Below are 17,202 nucleotides of genomic sequence, written 5' to 3' on the forward strand. Positions count from 1 at the left end.
CGCCCTGCCCAGAGCCGGTCCATCCGCGTAGACTCCGCGCGTGGCCAAGGTGACTCGCGATGACGTGGCGCGGCTGGCAGGGACCTCCACTGCCGTCGTCAGCTATGTCATCAACAACGGACCCCGGCCGGTCGCCCCGGCCACGCGCGAGCGTGTCCTCGCCGCGATCAAGGAGCTGGGCTACCGGCCCGACCGGGTCGCGCAGGCGATGGCCTCGCGGCGCACGGACCTCATAGGCCTGATCATCCCGGACGCGCGCCAGCCCTTCTTCGGCGAGATGGCGCACGCGGTCGAACAGGCCGCCTCCGAGCGCGGGAAGATGGTGCTCGTCGGCAACACGGACTACGTCGCCGAGCGCGAGGTCCACTACCTGCGCGCCTTCCTGGGGATGCGGGTCTCCGGACTGATCCTCGTCAGCCACGCCCTGAACGACCTCGCCGCGGCCGAGATCGAGGCCTGGGACGCCCGGGTGGTCCTGCTCCACGAGCGGCCCGAGGCCATCGACGACGTCGCCGTCGTCACCGACGACCTGGGTGGCGCCCAGCTCGCCGTACGCCACCTGCTGGAGCACGGCTACGAGTACGTCGCCTGTATGGGCGGCACCGCCGAGACGCCCGCCGTCGGCGACCCCGTCTCCGACCACGTCGAGGGCTGGCGGCGCGCGATGCAGGAGGCCGGGCTCCCCACCGAGGGCCGGCTCTTCGAGGCCCCGTACAACCGCTACGACGCCTACCGGGTGGCGCTGGAGGTCCTCTCCGGGCCCGACCGCCCGCCCGCCGTCTTCTGCTCCACCGACGACCAGGCGATCGGCCTGCTGCGCGCGGCCCGCGAGCTGCGCATCGACGTGCCCGGGGAGCTGGCGGTCGCCGGGTTCGACGACATCAAGGAGGCGGCGCTGGCCGACCCGCGGCTGACCACGGTCGCCTCGGACCGGTCGGCGATGGCGCGGGCCGCCGTGGACCTCGTCCTCGACGACGGGCTGCGCGTCGCGGGCTCGCGGCGGGAGCGGCTGAAGGTGTTCCCGTCGCGGCTGGTGGTCCGCAGGTCCTGCGGCTGTGAGTGAGCCCTCATCAGGCTTGATGAGAGCTCTCTGAGAGAGGTCGCCGACCTGCGAGAGGCGCCTTTATATCGGGCATACGAGGTTCTGCCGGGCTTCTCAGGGAGGACTCAGGAAGCTCTCATCCTCGGGCGACAAGCTCATGGACATGACCGAGAGCTTCCGCCGCAGCGGCGAGTACGAGAACCCGTACACGAACCCCGATGAGGGCGCCCAGCAGCACGCTTCCTCGCCCGTGAACCCCGAGTGGCCGCCCCCGCCGGCGCACCCGCCCGTCCAGCCGGTCACCCCCGAGCCGGGCACCGCCGCCACCACCGTCCTGCCCACGGCCCCCACGGCCCCCGCGGCCCCCGCCGCTCCGGCGCCGAAGAAGCGGGCCCGCGGACCGGTCGCCCTGCTCGCTGCGGTGGCGATCGTGGCGGCGGCCATCGGCGGCGGAACCGCGTACGGCATCCAGGAGCTGACCGGCCAGGACACGGTGGCCTCCAGCTCCACCAGCACCAACGTGGTGCCGTCCGCCGACAAGGGCACGGTCGCCGGGGTCGCCAAGGCGGTCAGCCCGAGCATCGTCGAGATCAGCGCCACCTCGAACGCCGGTTCCTCCACCGGCTCCGGCGTGATCATCACCAGCGACGGCGAGATCATCACCAACAACCACGTCATCTCCGGCGCCTCGCAGATCAAGGTGTCGACCAGCGACGGCAAGACGTACACCGCGAAGGTCGTCGGCACCGACAGCAAGAAGGACCTGGCCCTGATCAAGCTGGAGGGCGCCTCCGGCCTGAAGGCGGCGACCCTCGGCGACTCCAGCGGAGTGCAGGTCGGCGACGAGGTCGTGGCGATCGGCTCCCCCGAGGGCCTGACCGGCACCGTCACCAGCGGCATCGTCTCGGCGCTGAACCGTGACGTCACCGTCTCCACGGACGAGGGCCGGCAGCAACAGCAGCAGGGCGGCGGATGGCCGTTCGAGTTCGGCGGCCAGCAGTTCAACGGCGACACCGGCTCGTCCACGACGACGTACAAGGCGATCCAGACGGACGCCTCCCTGAACCCCGGCAACTCCGGCGGCGCGCTGATCGACATGAACGGCAACATCATCGGCATCAACTCCGCGATGTACTCCGCCGCGGGCTCCGGCTCCTCCGACGCGGGCAGCGTCGGCCTCGGCTTCGCCATCCCCATCAACACCGTCAAGGCCGACCTGGCCACGCTGCGGTCCGGCTCCACCACCTGAAGGAACCCGTCATGATCAAGCAGGTCCCGCACACGGCGCCCGGCACCGACCCGGCCGGCGTCGCCCTGGCCCTTCAGGTGGCGTACGAGCTGCACGCCCCGGTGACCCGGGCACCGGAGGTGGCGGTCACCGCCGCCGCCCCCGCGCGCCGGGCCGCCGCGCACCGCCGCCGTACCGTACGGGGCTGAACTCCTGACGCCCCCGCCCGCGACCGTGCGAGGCTGAGAGCGTCCACCAGCCCCGTCCCACCGCACCCGAGGAACCCCGAGCCATGAGCCCCGCAGACGGCGACCGTGACCCCCAGCGCATCCTGATCGTCGACGACGAACCGGCCGTGCGCGAAGCCCTCCAGCGCAGCCTCGCCTTCGAGGGATACGCCACGGAGGTCGCCGTGGACGGCGCCGACGCCCTGGAGAAGGCGACCGCGTACCGGCCCGACCTGGTCGTGCTCGACATCCAGATGCCCCGTATGGACGGCCTGACCGCCGCCCGCCGTATCCGCGGCGCGGGCGACACGACCCCCATCCTGATGCTGACGGCACGCGACACGGTCGGCGACCGCGTGACGGGCCTGGACGCCGGCGCGGACGACTACCTCGTCAAGCCCTTCGAACTCGACGAGCTGTTCGCCCGCATCCGGGCCCTGCTGCGCCGCAGCACCTACGCGGCGGCCGTGGCGGGCGCGGCCGAGGAGAACGACGTCCTCGCCTTCGCCGACCTGCGCATGGACCTCGCGACGCGTGAGGTCACCCGTGGGGGGCGGCCGGTGGAGCTGACCCGCACCGAGTTCACGCTGCTGGAGATGTTCATGGCGCATCCGCGCCAGGTCCTCACGCGTGAGCAGATCCTGAAGGCGGTCTGGGGCTTCGACTTCGAGCCGTCCTCCAACTCCCTGGACGTGTATGTGATGTACCTCCGCCGCAAGACCGAGGCGGGCGGCGAACCGCGGCTCGTGCACACGGTCCGGGGCGTGGGGTACGTGTTGCGGCAGGGCGGCGCGGAGTGAGGAAGCTCGTACGCCGGCTGCGGTCCCTGCCGATCCGGGCACGGCTGTCGCTGCTGGTGGCGGCGGCGGTGGCGTTCGCGGTGGCGGCGGTTTCGGTGACGTGTTGGTTCATCGTGCAGGGGAAGTTGCTCGGCGAGATCGACGACGACCTGCAGTCGGGCGTACCGCCCTCGCTGCCGGCGGCCCAGGTGGCGGCCACGCTGAACAGCTGCCCCCAGTCGTCGTCGGAGTCGTTCCCGTTCGGCGTGCGGTTCAAGGGGTACGTGCAGGTGGTCCGGGCAGACGGCGAGGCCTGCCTCTACGGCGTCTCCACGGGTGTGGTGAAGGTCGCCGACAGCGACAAGGCCGTGGCCAGGAACCCGAACCCCCGTGTCGTCACGCTCCGCAACGGAACCGACGGCCAGGGCGACCCGGTGCGTGTCCTGACCACGGCACTCGTCGTCGACAGCCCCGACGGCCGGTACGTGGCCAAGGACGCCGCCCTGGTCATGGCGATTCCCCTCAAGGCCACCCAGTCCACCCTCAACGAACTCGCCCTGATCCTCCTCCTCGTCTCCGGCATCGGAGTGCTCGGCGCCGGCGCCGCGGGGCTCGCCGTCGCCCGCGCCGGTCTGCGCCCCGTCGACAAGCTCACCGAGGCCGTGGAGCACGTCGCCCGTACCGAGGATCTGAACGTCCGTATCCCGGTGGAGAACGACAGCGACGACGAGGTCGCCCGGCTCTCCCGCTCCTTCAACTCCATGACGTCGGCGCTGGCCAGCTCCCGTGAGCTGCAGCAGCAGCTGATCGCGGACGCGGGGCACGAGCTGCGCACTCCCCTGACCTCGCTGCGTACCAACATCGAACTCCTCACCCGCAGCGAGGAGACCGGCCGCCCCCTCCCGGAGGCGGACCGCAAGGCGCTGCTCGCCTCGGTGAAGGCGCAGATGACCGAACTGGCCTCGCTGATCGGCGACCTGCAGGAGCTGTCCCGTCCGGAGAAGGGCCAGCACGCCGGCAAGGCGCAGATCGTGGCCTGGCAGGACATAGTGGACTCGGCCCTGCGCCGCGCCCGTCTGCGCGGCCCGGAACTGACGATCACGGCCGACGTGCAGCCGTGGTACGTCCGGGCGGAGCCGTCGGCGCTGGAACGGGCGATCGTCAACGTCCTGGACAACGCCGTGAAGTTCAGCCCCGAGGCGGGCACGATCGAGGTACGGCTCGCCGACGGCGTCCTGACGGTCCGCGACCACGGCCCCGGCATCCCCGCCGACGAACTCCCCCACGTCTTCGACCGCTTCTGGCGCTCGCCGAGCGCGCGGGCACTTCCCGGCTCGGGCCTGGGCCTGTCGATCGTGGCACGGACGGTGCAGCAGGCGGGCGGCGAGGTGACCCTCGCCCCGGCGGAGGGCGGCGGCACGGTGGTGACGGTACGACTGCCGGGGGCGCCTGTGGCTCCGCCGGAGTTGCCGGCGTGACATCGGGTGTGGCGCCGAGTGGCGCCCACCTGGTGCCACATGGTGCCACATGACGCCACTCCCTACTCTCAAGAGCGGATGAACGCGCGCGGCGCCACGATGACTCGTGGCGCCCTTTTCACATTTCTGCAGGTAGAGCGACTGACGGCGGGTCCGCAGTATCCGAGGTGCCATGCAGGCTTGCGGATGGCACCACTGTGGTGCCATGATGACGCCATGGATCTCACCCCGTATGTCGACGCCCTCCGCCGCGAACTCGCGGTGGCCGCCGAAGCCGGCGGCGACGAAGCCCGCGAGCTGGCCGAGAGGCTCACCGCTCCCCTGGAGTCGGCGACCCGGCTGACCATGCTCAACGTGCTCTCCGCCGCGATGGACGAGATCACCCGCGAACTCGCCCCCGGCTCGGTCGACGTACGGCTGCGCGGGCTCGACCCCGACTTCGTGGTGACGCTGCCGCCCGCCGACGGCGGCCCCGTGGCAGCGGCCGCCGCGCCCGCCGAACCGGTCATGGCGCAGGCTCCCGCCGACGGTGACGAGGGCGGCACCGCCCGCGTCAACCTGCGTCTGCCCGCCCACCTCAAGGCCCGCGCCGAGGAGGCCGCGAACCGCGAGGGCCTGTCGGTCAACGCGTGGCTGGTGCGTGCCGTGTCGGCCGCGGTCGACGGCGGCGCCGCGCCGCGTACGACGCAGAAGACCCAGACCGTCGGACAGAGCTTCACGGGCTGGGTGCGCTAGCAGCGTCCACGCCCGCACCACTTCACCCACAGCACGTCCCACCAGCGGGGACGCCCCAACGAGTCAAGAGGACGGGACAGCCATGCCTTCTTTCGACACTCCTGAAGCGATCTCGGCCACCGCGTACGTGGCGGCCGGTTCCATCCAGTTCACCGCCACCGACCGCCTCGACACGGTCGTCGAGGTGCGGCCCCGCGATCCGAAGAAGGACCTGGACGTGCGGGCGGCCGAGCAGACCGAGGTCACGTACGCGAGCGGCGTACTGACCGTCCGGACGCCCAAGTCCAATCTGTTCGGCCGCACCGGCACCGTCGACGTGGCGGTCGAACTGCCCACGGGCTCGCGCGTCGACATGACCGGCGCCTGGGCCCAGGTGCTCGGCGAGGGCCGGCTCGGCGAGGTCCGTGTGAAGGTGTCCTCCGGCGACGTCCGCCTCGACACCACCGGCCCGCTGAAGCTGACCGCGTCCCACGGCTCGATCACCGTGGACCGCGTCGAGGGCATGGCCGAGATCACCACCAGCTCCGGCAGCCTGCGCGTCGGCTTCGTCGACGGCCCCGCCGTCCTGAAGAACTCGCACGGCACCACGACCGTCGACGCCGCGACCGGCGAACTGCGGGTGAGGGGCGCCAACGGCGACATCGAGATCCGGCGCGCCGAGGACTCGGTCACCGCCACCACCGCCCACGGCACCCTGCGCGTCGCCGACGTCGCCTCCGGCACCGTCCAGTTGGAGACCAATTACGGCGCCATCGAGGTCGGCGTCCGCGAGGGCACGGCGGCCTGGCTCGACGTCCAGTCGGTTTCCGGCCAGGTGCGCAACGCGCTCACCGCGTCCGAGGCCCCCGAGAAGACCGAGGACACCGTGACGGTCCGCGCCCGTACCCGGTACGGCAACATCGACATCCGCCGCGCCAAGGCCTGAGCGCCCCGCCCCCTTCTGGCCCGGCCCCATCCCCCACCCACCTCAGCCTCCGAACGGAGAGCTTCATGCCTGCATCTGTCATGCCCACGTCTAGAAAAGCGGACGGTTCCCAGCCTCCCGCCGCCGTCTCCACCATCGGTCTGCGCAAGTCGTACGGCGACAAGACCGTCCTCGACGGCATCGATCTCCACATCCCGGCCGGGTCCGTGTTCGCGCTGCTCGGACCCAACGGCGCCGGCAAGACCACCGCCGTGAAGATCCTGTCCACGCTCATCTCCGCCGACGGCGGGCAGGCCCAGGTCGCGGGCCACGACCTCGCCACCTCCCCGGACGGGGTGCGTGCCGCGATCGGCGTCACCGGCCAGTTCTCCGCCGTGGACGGGCTGATCACCGGCGAGGAGAACATGCTCCTCATGGCGGACCTGCACCACCTGTCCAGACGCGAGGGACGGCGCGTCACCGCCGAGCTGCTGGAGCGGTTCGACCTCGTCGAGGCCGCGAAGAAGCCCGCCTCCGCCTACTCCGGCGGCATGAAACGCCGCCTCGACATCGCCATGACCCTCGTCGGCAGCCCGCGGATCATCTTCCTCGACGAGCCGACCACCGGTCTCGATCCGCGCTCCCGGCACAACATGTGGGGCATCATCCGCGAGCTGGTCTCCGACGGCGTCACCGTCTTCCTCACCACCCAGTACCTGGAGGAGGCCGACGAGCTCGCCGACCGCATCGCCGTGCTCAACGACGGCAAGATCGCCGCCGAGGGCACCGCCGAAGAGCTCAAGCGGCTCATCCCCGGCGGACACGTCCGGCTGCGCTTCTCCGACCCGGCCGCCTACCAGCGCGCCGCCTCGGCGCTGCGCGGGGCCACCCGGGACGACGAGGCGCTGGCGCTGCAGATCCCCAGCGACGGCAGCCAGCGCGAGCTGCGCTCCCTGCTCGACCGGCTGGACTCCGCCGGCATCGAGGCGGACGAGCTGACCGTGCACACCCCCGACCTCGACGACGTGTTCTTCGCCCTGACCGCCGGCACCGGCCAGCCCGACCAGACCAAGGAGACCGCCCGATGAGCTCCCCCCTGGCTCCCACCCGCCCGACCCGGCTCTCCCTCGCCGTGCGCGACTCGGCCACGATGCTGCGCCGCAATCTGCTGCACGTGCGGCGCTACCCGTCCCTGACGCTGAATCTGCTGCTCACGCCGGTCATGCTGTTACTGCTCTTCGTCTACATCTTCGGGGACGTGATGAGCGCCGGGATCGGGGGCGGCGGGGGCGGACGGTCCGAGTACCTCGCGTATCTCGTCCCGGGCATCCTGATGCTGACCATCGGCGGCACCACGATCGGCAGCGCGGTGTCCGTCGCCATGGATATGAACGAGGGCATCATCGCCCGCTTCCGTACGATGGCGATCCACCGAGGGTCGGTGCTCATCGGGCACGTCGTCGGCAGCGTGCTGCAGTGCGTGATGAGCGTGCTGCTCGTCGGGGCCGTCGCCGTGGCCATCGGCTTCCGGTCCACCGACGCCACCGCCCTGGAGTGGCTGGCGGCGGTCGGGCTGCTGGCCCTCGTCTCCCTGGCCCTCACCTGGATCGCCGTCGGCATGGGCCTGTCCAGCCCCAACGCCGAGGCGGCCAGCAACAACGCCCTGCCGCTGATGGTCCTGCCCCTGCTGTCCAGCGCCTTCGTGCCGGTCGACGCGATGCCGGGCTGGTTCCGGCCCATCGCCGAGTACCAGCCCTTCACCCCGGCCATCGAGACCCTGCGCGGACTGCTCCTCGGCACGGAGATCGGCCACAACGGGTGGCTGGCCGTGGCCTGGTGCGTGGGCCTGGCCGCCCTCGGCTACGCCTGGTCCACGTCCCTGTTCAACCGCGACCCGAAGTAGGGTCCGGCAACTCGCCCCACCCCAGGGCGGCGTACCCCGACGCGGTGTCGGCGTGCGCCGCCCTGTCGGCGTTCACGGTTCATGCCTTGAGCTGCGACAGGAACGACGCCCAGGGGGCCGACCCGAACACCAGCACCGGGCCGTGGGGGACCTTGCTGTCGCGGACGGGGACTACGCCCGAATAGCCATCGGCGACCTCGACGCAATTGTTGGCTCCCCCGTCGCTGTAGCTCGACTTGCGCCACACAGCGGTGGTGAGGTCGGAGGTGTTCGTCATGATCTGTACTCCTCCAGTACGTCCCTGATGAAGGCGAGCGAGTCGGGCGGGGACAACGCCAGGTCGCGAAGCCGATCGTAGGACGATCGCTCCCGAAGAACCGCGTCCGGATCCTCGATCAGCCGGCCGCTGCTGTTGCCTTCCGTGTAGGCAACAGTGCTTCCATCCCTCTGCCAGAGCAGCGTCAGCGATCCGTTCATATGATGGTGCGCTCCCGCCGAGAACGGCAGTACCTGGAGCGCCACGTTGGGCCACAACGCGGCGGTCTCAAGATGAATCAGCTGGTCCTGCCAGGTCTTGCCCCGGGCAGCGGGACGTCGGAACGCGAACTCGTCCACGATGATGCGGACTTCAGGCTCCGGCTTCTGCCGCAGCAGATACTGCCGCCCGAGCCGTGCCGCCACCTGTTCCTCGACGGCGTCGTCACCGCCGGCCGTTGTCTGAGCCCCGGACAACACCTCCCGGGCGAAGTCCTCGATCTGGAGAAGTCCTGGAATCCCCAGCGAGAAGACCCACATGATCCGAGCCGTCGCCTCCAACGCCATGTACTCCTTGTACTGGTCCTTGAACGCGTCCAGCCGAGCCGCCTTCCAGTGGCTCAAGAGCAGGTCACCGGTGCCGTAGTACCCGTCCAGGTCCTCCATGACCGTCACCTTGGACAGCCGCTCCCCCGACTCCAGCCGGCTCAGATAGCTCTTCTCGTATCCGGTCTCGTCGGCCAACTGCCCCAGTGACTTCCCGGCCTTCTCCCGCAGCACCTTGAGCGTCTGCCCGAGCATCGCTCGCCCGGAAACCGGCTGAGCGTCAACCTTCTCGCCCACGTCACCCCTCCCCGTTGCCTGCGCGCCAGACAACACCGAACCTCTTCCGCAGCGTACGCGCGATCAGTGACCATCAAGGCACGAACGGTAATCACCGCTCGTCAACCACCCTGCTCACCCCCTGAAGGGCACCGCCATGCCTCTGCGCCTGCGCCTGCGTCTCGCCGAACCCTGTGAGACAGTCCTGCTCGAGCACGGGCTGGAGGTGACCGCATGAGGCTGCTCCCCTGGACCGGCGCCGACGGCAAACCCTGCTACCTCAGCACCGACGACCCGCACAGCCTGCTCTCCCGGCTCGCCGACGACGTCGAGGAGGCCCAACTGGCCTCCGCGGAACAGGTACTCGCAGGCGCCAAGACCGTACTCGCCGACCCCAAGGCAGGCGAGCGCGCGGTGCGCTTCGCGCTGACGCGAACCGTGGAGTCCCTGGGGGATGCCCTGCGCATCGCCGTCAGCCGAGCCGACCGCACATGAAAGAGGCGGCGTACTCCGACGAGGTGTCGGAGTACGCCGCCTCGGGCGGGGGAGCCCTGTCTACCGAGCGCGTTCGGCCTGCCCGCCGCCGAACACCTCCTCGACGAGTCTTTGCGTCGCCTTCTGGAACGGCCCTGCCATGGACAGTGCGGCGTCGTCGACATAGTTGAGCGCGGCGGTCAGGGTCTTGCTGCCGTCGGGCGTGCTGTACATCAGTGCCGCGTGGCCCGCCATGCCGCCGTTGTGGGTGATGACGGTGCCGCCGTTCTCGCCCGTGCCCTGTACGAACACCCCCAGGCCGTAGCCGGCCTTGGGATGCGGCTTGCACATCTCGGCCAGCAGCGGGGCCGGCAGGAGCTTGCCGCCCATCAGCGCGGAGATGAACGTGTGGAGGTCCCGGGTGGTCGAGATCATGTCTCCGCCGGTGGAGATCCAGGAGGGGTTCTGGCGGGTCACGTCGACCGTCTTCGGCCGGCCGGCGTCCTCGTACCGGTAGTAGGCGTGGGTGTGCGGCTCGGGGATCTCCGGACTGGTGTCCGGCACCACGGTGTCCGACAGCCCGAGCGGCCCCAGGATCAGCCGCTGCATCTCCTCGGCGAGCGAGTGGCCGGTGACCTTCTCGATCAGCAGCCTGGCCAGCACGTAGTTGGTGTTGGCGTAGCTCCAGTCCGTGCCCGGCTCGAACCGCGCCGGCTGGGACAACGCCAGCCGTACCAGCTCTTCCGGCCGGTAGGTCTTGAACCGGTTGTCCACCCACTCCCGGCCCGCGGTCGTGGCGGGGATCCCCGGCACGAACGTCCCGTCGTCGTTGTAGTCGCCGGTGAAGTTGAACACCCCGCTGGTGTGCTGCAGCAGCATCCGCACCGTGATCCTCGGGTCCAGCGCGAACTCGGGCAGGTAGCCGGTCACCGGGGCGTCCAGCCCGATGGCGCCCTCGGCCACGAGTTGCAGCACCACGGTCGCGGTGAAGGTCTTGGTGTTGCTGCCTATCCGGACGTGCCCGTTCCCCGGTGGCTTCGCGGTCTCGCCCAGCTTGCGCACCCCGGCGCTGCCGACCCACTCGCCCCGCTCGTCGTGCACGCGCATCGTCACTCCGGTGAAACCGGACTCGACCATCTCCTCGATGGTCGTCTGCAGCTCCGGACGGTCCTGGTCGGTAAGGGTGATGGACATGGCGGTGTACTCCTTCAAAGCTCTTACAGGCTGCGGGCGTTGATGTCGCCGTGGGCGGTGGTCGCGTGGATGGTCAGGTCGGCGGCGGCTCCGTCGGTGTTCCTGAGCGCGTTGTGGACGCGGCCATAGGTGGTGCCCGCGTCCAGGGAGGCGGAGACTCCGTGGGCGGCGCCGACCGAGATCCCGCCGTACTCGGTGCGCAGGGTGACCGTGCCGCGCACGGCCGCGGTGATGTCGATGTCGCCCTTCTGGGTGCTGATCTCCGCGGGGCCGCCCAGGCGGCCGACCGAGATGTCGCCGGCCTGGAGGGTGAGGCGGGCGCTCGCGGTCTCGTCGAGCTTGACCGAGCCGTGCGCGCCGTCGACGGTGACGTCGCCGAGCCGTCCCACGCCCCGGAACTCGGCGCTCGCCGCCTTCGCCTCGACGCGGGAGCCGGCGGGCAGTTGGACGGTCACCTCGATGGACCCGGAAGCGCCGAGGATCTGGTTCTTCGCCGGCGGGGTCACGATCCGCAGGACGCCGTCCCCGTAGGTGACCTCGGTCTGCTCCGCGGCCTTCACGTCGCGGCTCTTCGAGGCGTCCGCGGGCAGGATCTCGACCGTGGTGTCGGCCCGGTCGGCGGCGATGAACCGGAGGCGTCCGGCAGGTATGTCGAGGACGGCGGTCACCGGGCTGGGGGTGTCGAACTTCTGCATCGTGCGCTCCTTCGGTCCGTTGTTTCCGACGATGAAAACGCTACGTTGCCTTCACATGCGCGGCAACGACATCGTTGCTTGCAGTTGGCATTTGCGCAGCTCAATGGCAGGAAATCGTTGCAACAGGCTGTAAATCTAACGCAATAGCCCCCGTCGCATCGTTGCAATGAAGGCGGGGTGAACGCTATGCTGCAGAGACCACGGACCACGAAGGAGACCGCGATGCCGGGAGGCAGGCTCACCGCGCAGGAACGCCAGCAGATCGCGCTGGGACTGGCCGACGGCCTCGCCTACGCGGAGATCGCCAGGCGTCTCGACCGCCCCACCTCGACGATCACCCGTGAGGTGATGCGCAACGGCGGCCCCACCGCCTACCGCGCCGACCTCGCCCACCGCGCCACCGAACACCGCGCCCGGCGTCGCAGAAAGGCCGCGCCCCGGGACCCCGGCACGCCGCCGCAGGCCGACGGACGCGACGCCGAAGCCGTGCGCGAGTACGAGGAGACGTTCACCACCGTCTTCATGCAGTCGGGCCTGCCCAAGATGACAGCCCGGGTGCTGGCCTGCCTCTACACCACCGACTCCGGCTGTCTCACCGCCGCCGAACTCGCCGGGCGTCTCCGGATCAGCCCCGCATCCGTCTCCAAGGCGATCGCCTTCCTCGAAAGCCAGGGCCTCATCCGGCGGGAACGCGACGAACGCCGCCGCGAACGCTACGTCGTCGACGACGACGTCATGTACCAGTCCACGATGGCCAGCGCCCGAGCCACCGCCCACCTCAGCGAGGTCGCCCGGCAGGGCGTGGGCATCCTCGGCCCCGGCACCCCGGCAGCCGAACGCCTGGAGAACATCGCCCGCTTCGTCGACTTCGTCTCCGAGAGCATCGCCCGCGCCGCGGACCAGGCCCGCGAGATCCTCCACTCGAAGCCCGGACCCGAGACGCCCTCGGACGGCACTACCTGAGCCCTACACCCCGCATCCGCAAACTCCGCAAAGCCGGACAGCCACCCCCAGGAAGCTGTCAAAGTCCTGTCGTACTCACTGGTACGCCCCAACTCCCGTGAGTTCTCTGCCATGTTCTGCACCTGTCAGACAGGTGCACGACCGATGCAACGGCATCCATGGCACCGGAGAACCACGTTCAGGAGTGAGCCACCCCCATGCGTCTCATTCGCAAGTCGAATCTCACATCAGCCGTCAAACGCACCGCCCTGCTCACCGCCTCCGCCACCCTCGCCTTCACCGGCGTACTGACCGGCGCCGGTTCCGCGCAGGCCGCGGGGCCGGGCGGCGCGACGAACATCCGGGGTGTGGATCCCGGGGACACCGACGCGATGCTGGACCGGCTGTGCAGCCAGGAAACCAGCCTGACCGGCGTCTACGGTGCCCTCAACGTCCGCACCGGGGAGTTCAAGACCCAGGACGAGTACCTGCGGGACGTCTTCGGGCTGTGGCGGCCCGCCGGCGACTGGGAGATCTTCCGCGGCTGGTGCGGTTACGCCCAGGCGTCGACCTGGTCCATCAAGGGCGAGCCGGTCCGTACCTCCGAGTGGACGGGCAACCACGGCACCACCGAGGACAAGGTCACCTTCGTCAGCGGTTACAGCACCAAGACGTTCGCCAAGAAGAGCGTGGGCGCGAACATCAGTCTCTCCCTCGCCAAGAGCATCTTCTCCGGCACCGCGGGCGGCAGCTTCAGCTACGAGTGGGGCTGGGAGAAGACCTCGTCCTTCGAACGCCGCAGCGAGAAGTCCATCCCGCCGTGCACCCAGGTCGCCACGACCTGGACGCCGTACCAGCGGGTGGTCCGCGTCAACCCGGTGTTCCACGTCGAGGACTACCAGTGGAACAAGGGCGACGGCGACGTCACCGCACACACCTGGCGCGGCCGGGACGCGAGCTGGAAGACGATCTACTCGTACGGCTACTACATCGACGGCGTCTCCGACAAGCTCCTGCCCAACGGCCAGCCCGACGGCCGTGAGGACAAGTGGCAGGAGGCGCTGGACCCCAAGTCCTGCGCCAAGTAAGGCCGTTCGAGGCGGCAACCTTTCCGTGCGGGGCGGCGACCGATCGGCGGATCATTTCCCCCCGCACGGAACGGAACGCCGTATGAGTGAGCAACGCAGCAAGGCTCGTCACCGCAGAAGCAGGACCGCACTGGCGGCCGGCGTCCCGCTGGCGCTGACCGCCGCAGCGACCATGGCCTACGGCACGATCCTCGGCGACGCGCAGCCCGCCTCCGCCGCCGTACCGGCCTGGGCGTCGGCCACCGCCGACGGCTTCGCCTCCGTCAACGCCCTCGGGCAGAACGGGACGTACGGCGGCCGGAACGGCCAGATCGTGACCGTGAAGACGCAGGCCGACCTGGAGAAGTACGCCACCGCCGCCGAGCCGTACGTCATCGTCGTCGCCGGGACCATCGACATCGGCCCCGTCGGCAAGGAGATCAAGGTCCAGTCGGACAAGACCATCGTCGGTTCCGGGACCTCCGGGCAGATCGTCGGCGGTGGCTTCTTCCTCGGGTCCGGAGTGCACAACGTGATCATCCGGAATCTGACGATCCGGGACACGTACCAAGGCGTCTGGAACGACAAGGACCACGACTTCGACGCCATCCAGATGGACGGCGCGCACCATGTCTGGATCGATCACAACGATCTGCGCCACATGGCCGACGGGCTGATCGACGTCCGCAAGGACAGCACGTACGTGACCGTGTCCTGGAACAAGCTGAGCAATGACAACAAGGCCTTCGGGATCGGCTGGACCGAGAACGTCAAGACCGACATCACGATCCACCACAACTGGATCCGCGAGACCGAGCAGCGCAACCCGTCCACCGACAACGCCGCCCACGCGCACCTCTACAACAACTTCCTGGAGGACGCCCCGGGCACCGGCATCGCCTCGTCGTACGGCAACTACTCGCGCGGCGCGACGACAATGGTCCTGGAGAACTCCTACTTCCAGGGCATGAAGAACCCGGTCATCAAGGACAGCACGGCGACCGTCGTCCAGCGCGGCAACGTCTTCTCCGGCACCAGCGGGCGCAACGAGAGCGGCGGGACGGCCTTCGACCCGAAGGCGTACTACCCGTACACCCTCGACAAGGCGGCGGACGTGCCGTCGCTGCTCAAGGCCGGCGTGGGGCCGCGTGGTTCGATCGGTACGACGGCGGCCACCACCAAGGCAGCGGCGGCGACGACGCTGACCGTCGCCCAGGACGGCTCGGGCCAGTACCGGACCGTGCAGGCCGCCGTGAACGCCGTACCGGCGAACAACCCCTCCCGCGTCGTCATCTCCGTGAAGCCGGGGACGTACCGCGAACTCGTCAAGGTCCCGGCGAACAAGCCGCACGTCACCATCCAGGGCACCGGCGGCAGCCGCAAGGACACGGTGATCGTCTACAACAACGCGGCCGGTACCCCCAAGCCCGGTGGCGGCACGTACGGCACCGGCGGCAGCGCCACCGTCGCCGTCGAGGCCGACGACTTCCAGGCCCGCAACCTGACCATCTCCAACGACTTCGACGAGAAGGCGAACCAGAGCCTGAACGGCCATCAGGCGGTCGCCCTGCGCACCGCCGCCGACCGCATCTTCCTCGACGGGATCATCGTCAGCGGCGACCAGGACACGCTGCTGGTGGACACCGCGTCCAAGGACAAGCTGGGCCGGGTCTACATGTCCAACTCCTACGTCATCGGCAACGTCGACTTCATCTTCGGCCGCGCCACCGCCGTGATCGACAAGTCCGTCATCACCCTCAAGAAGCGCTGGGACGGCACCTCGGCCGGCTACGTCACCGCCCCCAGCACCGCCGCGGGCCGCAAGGGCATCCTGATCGCCAACTCGACGGTGAACGGCGACGTGTCGGCCGCCGGCTTCTACCTAGGCCGCCCCTGGCACGCCGGCGGCGACGCCTCCCTCGACCCGCAGACCACGGTCCGCAACACCAACCTGAGCAGCGCGATCAAGTCCACCCCGTGGACCGACATGAGCGGCTTCTCCTGGAAGGACGACCGCTTCGCCGAGTACAAGAACACCGGCGCGGGCGCCGGTGCGGCCAGCAGCAACCGGCCTCACCTGACCGACGCCCAGGCGGCCGGCCAGGAGGTCGCGGACTGGCTGGCGGGCTGGACGCCTACGGCTTCCTGACCGTTCCTGAGCGTCGATGAGCGGGGACGGGGGCAGGCTCAGCCGCGGCCGGAGCTCCCGACGCTCAGCCCCTCCCCCGACACCGTCACCCGGATGCCGTCCCGTTCCACGCGTACGTCCCGCAGGCGCAGTTCGCCCTGTGGCGGCTCCGGGAGCTGGAAGCCGAGGGACAGCCGGTCGCTGAGGACCGGGCGGGTCAGGCGGGACAGGGCGTCGAGGAGGTCCGGGGACAGGCCCAGGCGGGAGAGGAGTTCGGGGTTGCCGGCGGCCAGGTCGAAGAGGTTGAGCCGCATGGCCTGACGGACGAAGCCGGGGGAGCCGGTGAGCGCGGCGAGCTCGGAGTCGTCGCGCAGGGCCGCCTGGACCGTGGCGTCGGGCACGCCGAGCCGCCGGACCAGCTCGGGCACCGCCAGCAGCGCCCGCGCCTCACGGGTGCCGCGCGCGACCCGCCGGGCGGACTCGGGCGTGAGGTGCAGGCCCTCCGAGGGGCCGCTGCCGGGGCGGTACGTCGCCACGTCCCCGATGTCCAGGCGCATTCCGCCGATCTCGGTGGCGATGCCCCGGTCGCCGTCCCGCGTGATGCGGGCCTCGGCGCGCAGCCGCAGATCCTGCCCGGCGACCGGCAGCCTGCCCCGCGCCCGGATGCGGTCACGCCCCTCACCGGTGAACGTCACCTGGGAGGCGCCCAGTTCACGGTTCAGGTCGTCGAAGGAGAGCAGGACGTCCCCGCTCATCTCGGGCACGCGCACGCCGCGTACGGCGGTCGGTCCGTCGGTGTCCAGCCGTACGTCACGGGCCGTCGCCGACACCTTCGCCAGCGACACCCGGTCGGCCGCCACGTCCGGCACGGTCACCCGCACCGACTCCAGCCGCTCGTCGACGACCTGGGTGAGGAAGGGGAAGCCGTCGATCTGCACCTCGGGGGCGGCCGTCAGCTTCATCCGGTCCTTGAGCGTCTCCGCCGCCCGCTGCTCGGCGTACAGCACGGCCCAGCGGTCGGCGAGGGTGAGGAGTACGGCGAGGACGGCGAGCCCCACCACCGCCTTCAACGCGAGCGGCAGCCCCGCGAACCGGCCACGCCGACGCCGCCGGCCGCCCCGGCGGTGGTTGGGCGGGGCCCAGGGCTCCTCGTCCCCGCTCTCGGAGGCGACGCCGTCGGAGGCGTCACCGTCGGGGGTGACACCATCGAGGGCGTCACCATCGGGGGCGACACAGGCGTCCGTATCGGGATGCGTCACGGTGTGGTGGGGGGTACGCATCGATCTATCCGATCATGCGTACGGGCCCCTCTCGCAACCTCAACCGGAG

At 70.2% G+C, this 17,202-nt stretch carries 18 protein-coding genes; 13 read left to right on the forward strand and 5 right to left on the reverse strand.

Going from position 1 to position 17,202, the window contains the following annotated elements:
- The first annotated feature begins 40 nt into the window (after positions 1-40).
- From NW895_RS04420 to NW895_RS04460, 9 genes are all read left to right on the forward strand, one after another.
- Entirely contained in the window at positions 41-1,063 is a 1,023-nt protein-coding gene (locus tag NW895_RS04420) for a LacI family DNA-binding transcriptional regulator (protein ID WP_289933806.1), read from the forward strand.
- Positions 1,064-1,205: 142 nt separating this feature from the next.
- Positions 1,206-2,291, forward strand: a complete 1,086-nt coding sequence (locus NW895_RS04425) for a trypsin-like peptidase domain-containing protein (protein ID WP_289933807.1) — start codon at positions 1,206-1,208, stop codon at positions 2,289-2,291.
- A gap of 11 nt (positions 2,292-2,302) precedes the next feature.
- A complete protein-coding gene (locus NW895_RS04430; RefSeq protein WP_289933808.1) occupies positions 2,303-2,479 on the forward strand; it encodes a hypothetical protein in 177 nt (58 codons plus the stop codon).
- An 83-nt stretch (positions 2,480-2,562) separates the two neighbouring features.
- A complete protein-coding gene (locus NW895_RS04435) occupies positions 2,563-3,297 on the forward strand; it encodes a response regulator transcription factor (RefSeq protein WP_289933809.1) in 735 nt (244 codons plus the stop codon).
- Positions 3,294-4,754, forward strand: coding sequence for a HAMP domain-containing sensor histidine kinase (locus tag NW895_RS04440; RefSeq protein ID WP_289933810.1), 1,461 nt, complete (start codon positions 3,294-3,296; stop codon positions 4,752-4,754). The genes NW895_RS04435 and NW895_RS04440 overlap by 4 nt, the downstream gene beginning before the upstream one ends.
- Positions 4,755-4,970: 216 nt before the next feature.
- Complete coding sequence (locus NW895_RS04445; RefSeq protein WP_289933812.1) at positions 4,971-5,489, forward strand: toxin-antitoxin system HicB family antitoxin; 519 nt, start codon at positions 4,971-4,973, stop codon at positions 5,487-5,489.
- 82 nt (positions 5,490-5,571) lie between these two features.
- Positions 5,572-6,414 carry a DUF4097 family beta strand repeat-containing protein gene (locus tag NW895_RS04450; protein ID WP_289933813.1) on the forward strand — a complete coding sequence of 281 codons (843 nt, stop codon included), beginning with the start codon at positions 5,572-5,574 and terminating at the stop codon, positions 6,412-6,414.
- A gap of 80 nt (positions 6,415-6,494) precedes the next feature.
- Positions 6,495-7,481: an ATP-binding cassette domain-containing protein gene (locus NW895_RS04455; protein WP_289933814.1), complete on the forward strand. Its 987-nt coding sequence runs from the start codon at positions 6,495-6,497 to the stop codon at positions 7,479-7,481.
- Positions 7,478-8,296, forward strand: a complete 819-nt coding sequence (locus tag NW895_RS04460; RefSeq protein ID WP_289933815.1) for an ABC transporter permease — start codon at positions 7,478-7,480, stop codon at positions 8,294-8,296. The genes NW895_RS04455 and NW895_RS04460 overlap by 4 nt, the downstream gene beginning before the upstream one ends.
- A 79-nt stretch (positions 8,297-8,375) precedes the next feature.
- Here the strand turns inward: NW895_RS04460 and NW895_RS04465 are convergent, their stop codons facing one another.
- Positions 8,376-8,573 carry a DUF397 domain-containing protein gene (locus NW895_RS04465; protein ID WP_289933816.1) on the reverse strand — a complete coding sequence of 66 codons (198 nt, stop codon included), beginning with the start codon at positions 8,571-8,573 and terminating at the stop codon, positions 8,376-8,378.
- Positions 8,570-9,394, reverse strand: a complete 825-nt coding sequence (locus tag NW895_RS04470) for a helix-turn-helix transcriptional regulator (protein WP_289933817.1) — start codon at positions 9,392-9,394, stop codon at positions 8,570-8,572. Before NW895_RS04470 ends, NW895_RS04465 begins: the two co-directional genes overlap by 4 nt.
- Before the next feature lie 213 nt (positions 9,395-9,607).
- Here NW895_RS04470 and NW895_RS04475 point away from each other — a divergent pair, with 213 nt between their 5' ends.
- Positions 9,608-9,868: a hypothetical protein gene (locus tag NW895_RS04475; RefSeq protein ID WP_289933818.1), complete on the forward strand. Its 261-nt coding sequence runs from the start codon at positions 9,608-9,610 to the stop codon at positions 9,866-9,868.
- 60 nt (positions 9,869-9,928) lie between these two features.
- Here the strand turns inward: NW895_RS04475 and NW895_RS04480 are convergent, their stop codons facing one another.
- The gene (locus NW895_RS04480) at positions 9,929-11,041 is read right to left on the reverse strand and encodes a serine hydrolase domain-containing protein (protein WP_289933819.1); all 1,113 of its coding nucleotides are present in this window, start codon (positions 11,039-11,041) and stop codon (positions 9,929-9,931) included.
- A gap of 23 nt (positions 11,042-11,064) precedes the next feature.
- Positions 11,065-11,736: a DUF4097 family beta strand repeat-containing protein gene (locus NW895_RS04485; RefSeq protein ID WP_289933820.1), complete on the reverse strand. Its 672-nt coding sequence runs from the start codon at positions 11,734-11,736 to the stop codon at positions 11,065-11,067.
- Positions 11,737-11,958: 222 nt separating this feature from the next.
- On the opposite strand from NW895_RS04485, the gene NW895_RS04490 reads away from it, so the two are divergent.
- From NW895_RS04490 to NW895_RS04500, 3 genes are all read left to right on the forward strand, one after another.
- Positions 11,959-12,699, forward strand: coding sequence for a helix-turn-helix domain-containing protein (locus NW895_RS04490; protein ID WP_289933821.1), 741 nt, complete (start codon positions 11,959-11,961; stop codon positions 12,697-12,699).
- Between the two features lie 197 nt (positions 12,700-12,896).
- Positions 12,897-13,766 (forward strand): hypothetical protein, encoded by an 870-nt coding sequence (locus NW895_RS04495; protein WP_289933822.1) that lies wholly within the window; start codon positions 12,897-12,899, stop codon positions 13,764-13,766.
- Between the two features lie 82 nt (positions 13,767-13,848).
- Positions 13,849-15,894 carry a pectinesterase family protein gene (locus NW895_RS04500; RefSeq protein ID WP_289933823.1) on the forward strand — a complete coding sequence of 682 codons (2,046 nt, stop codon included), beginning with the start codon at positions 13,849-13,851 and terminating at the stop codon, positions 15,892-15,894.
- A gap of 38 nt (positions 15,895-15,932) precedes the next feature.
- Here the strand turns inward: NW895_RS04500 and NW895_RS04505 are convergent, their stop codons facing one another.
- Positions 15,933-17,153, reverse strand: coding sequence for a DUF2993 domain-containing protein (locus NW895_RS04505; RefSeq protein ID WP_289933825.1), 1,221 nt, complete (start codon positions 17,151-17,153; stop codon positions 15,933-15,935).
- Positions 17,154-17,202 lie beyond the last annotated feature (49 nt).

This window comes from Streptomyces sp. S.PNR 29, from assembly GCF_030386795.1.
GTDB lineage: Bacteria > Actinomycetota > Actinomycetes > Streptomycetales > Streptomycetaceae > Streptomyces.

What these genes read in the sequence shown, in the direction of transcription:
- NW895_RS04480 (WP_289933819.1), bottom strand. Translation starts at nt 11,041, where the DNA reads ATGTCCATCACCCTTACCGACCAGGACCGTCCGGAGCTGCAGACGACC.
- NW895_RS04450 (WP_289933813.1), top strand. Translation starts at nt 5,572, where the DNA reads ATGCCTTCTTTCGACACTCCTGAAGCGATCTCGGCCACCGCGTACGTG.
- NW895_RS04460 (WP_289933815.1), top strand. Translation starts at nt 7,478, where the DNA reads ATGAGCTCCCCCCTGGCTCCCACCCGCCCGACCCGGCTCTCCCTCGCC.
- NW895_RS04425 (WP_289933807.1), top strand. Translation starts at nt 1,206, where the DNA reads ATGACCGAGAGCTTCCGCCGCAGCGGCGAGTACGAGAACCCGTACACG.
- NW895_RS04445 (WP_289933812.1), top strand. Translation starts at nt 4,971, where the DNA reads ATGGATCTCACCCCGTATGTCGACGCCCTCCGCCGCGAACTCGCGGTG.
- NW895_RS04505 (WP_289933825.1), bottom strand. Translation starts at nt 17,153, where the DNA reads ATGCGTACCCCCCACCACACCGTGACGCATCCCGATACGGACGCCTGT.
- NW895_RS04430 (WP_289933808.1), top strand. Translation starts at nt 2,303, where the DNA reads ATGATCAAGCAGGTCCCGCACACGGCGCCCGGCACCGACCCGGCCGGC.
- NW895_RS04465 (WP_289933816.1), bottom strand. Translation starts at nt 8,573, where the DNA reads ATGACGAACACCTCCGACCTCACCACCGCTGTGTGGCGCAAGTCGAGC.
- NW895_RS04490 (WP_289933821.1), top strand. Translation starts at nt 11,959, where the DNA reads ATGCCGGGAGGCAGGCTCACCGCGCAGGAACGCCAGCAGATCGCGCTG.
- NW895_RS04435 (WP_289933809.1), top strand. Translation starts at nt 2,563, where the DNA reads ATGAGCCCCGCAGACGGCGACCGTGACCCCCAGCGCATCCTGATCGTC.
- NW895_RS04455 (WP_289933814.1), top strand. Translation starts at nt 6,495, where the DNA reads ATGCCCACGTCTAGAAAAGCGGACGGTTCCCAGCCTCCCGCCGCCGTC.
- NW895_RS04485 (WP_289933820.1), bottom strand. Translation starts at nt 11,736, where the DNA reads ATGCAGAAGTTCGACACCCCCAGCCCGGTGACCGCCGTCCTCGACATA.
- NW895_RS04500 (WP_289933823.1), top strand. Translation starts at nt 13,849, where the DNA reads ATGAGTGAGCAACGCAGCAAGGCTCGTCACCGCAGAAGCAGGACCGCA.
- NW895_RS04475 (WP_289933818.1), top strand. Translation starts at nt 9,608, where the DNA reads ATGAGGCTGCTCCCCTGGACCGGCGCCGACGGCAAACCCTGCTACCTC.
- NW895_RS04495 (WP_289933822.1), top strand. Translation starts at nt 12,897, where the DNA reads ATGCGTCTCATTCGCAAGTCGAATCTCACATCAGCCGTCAAACGCACC.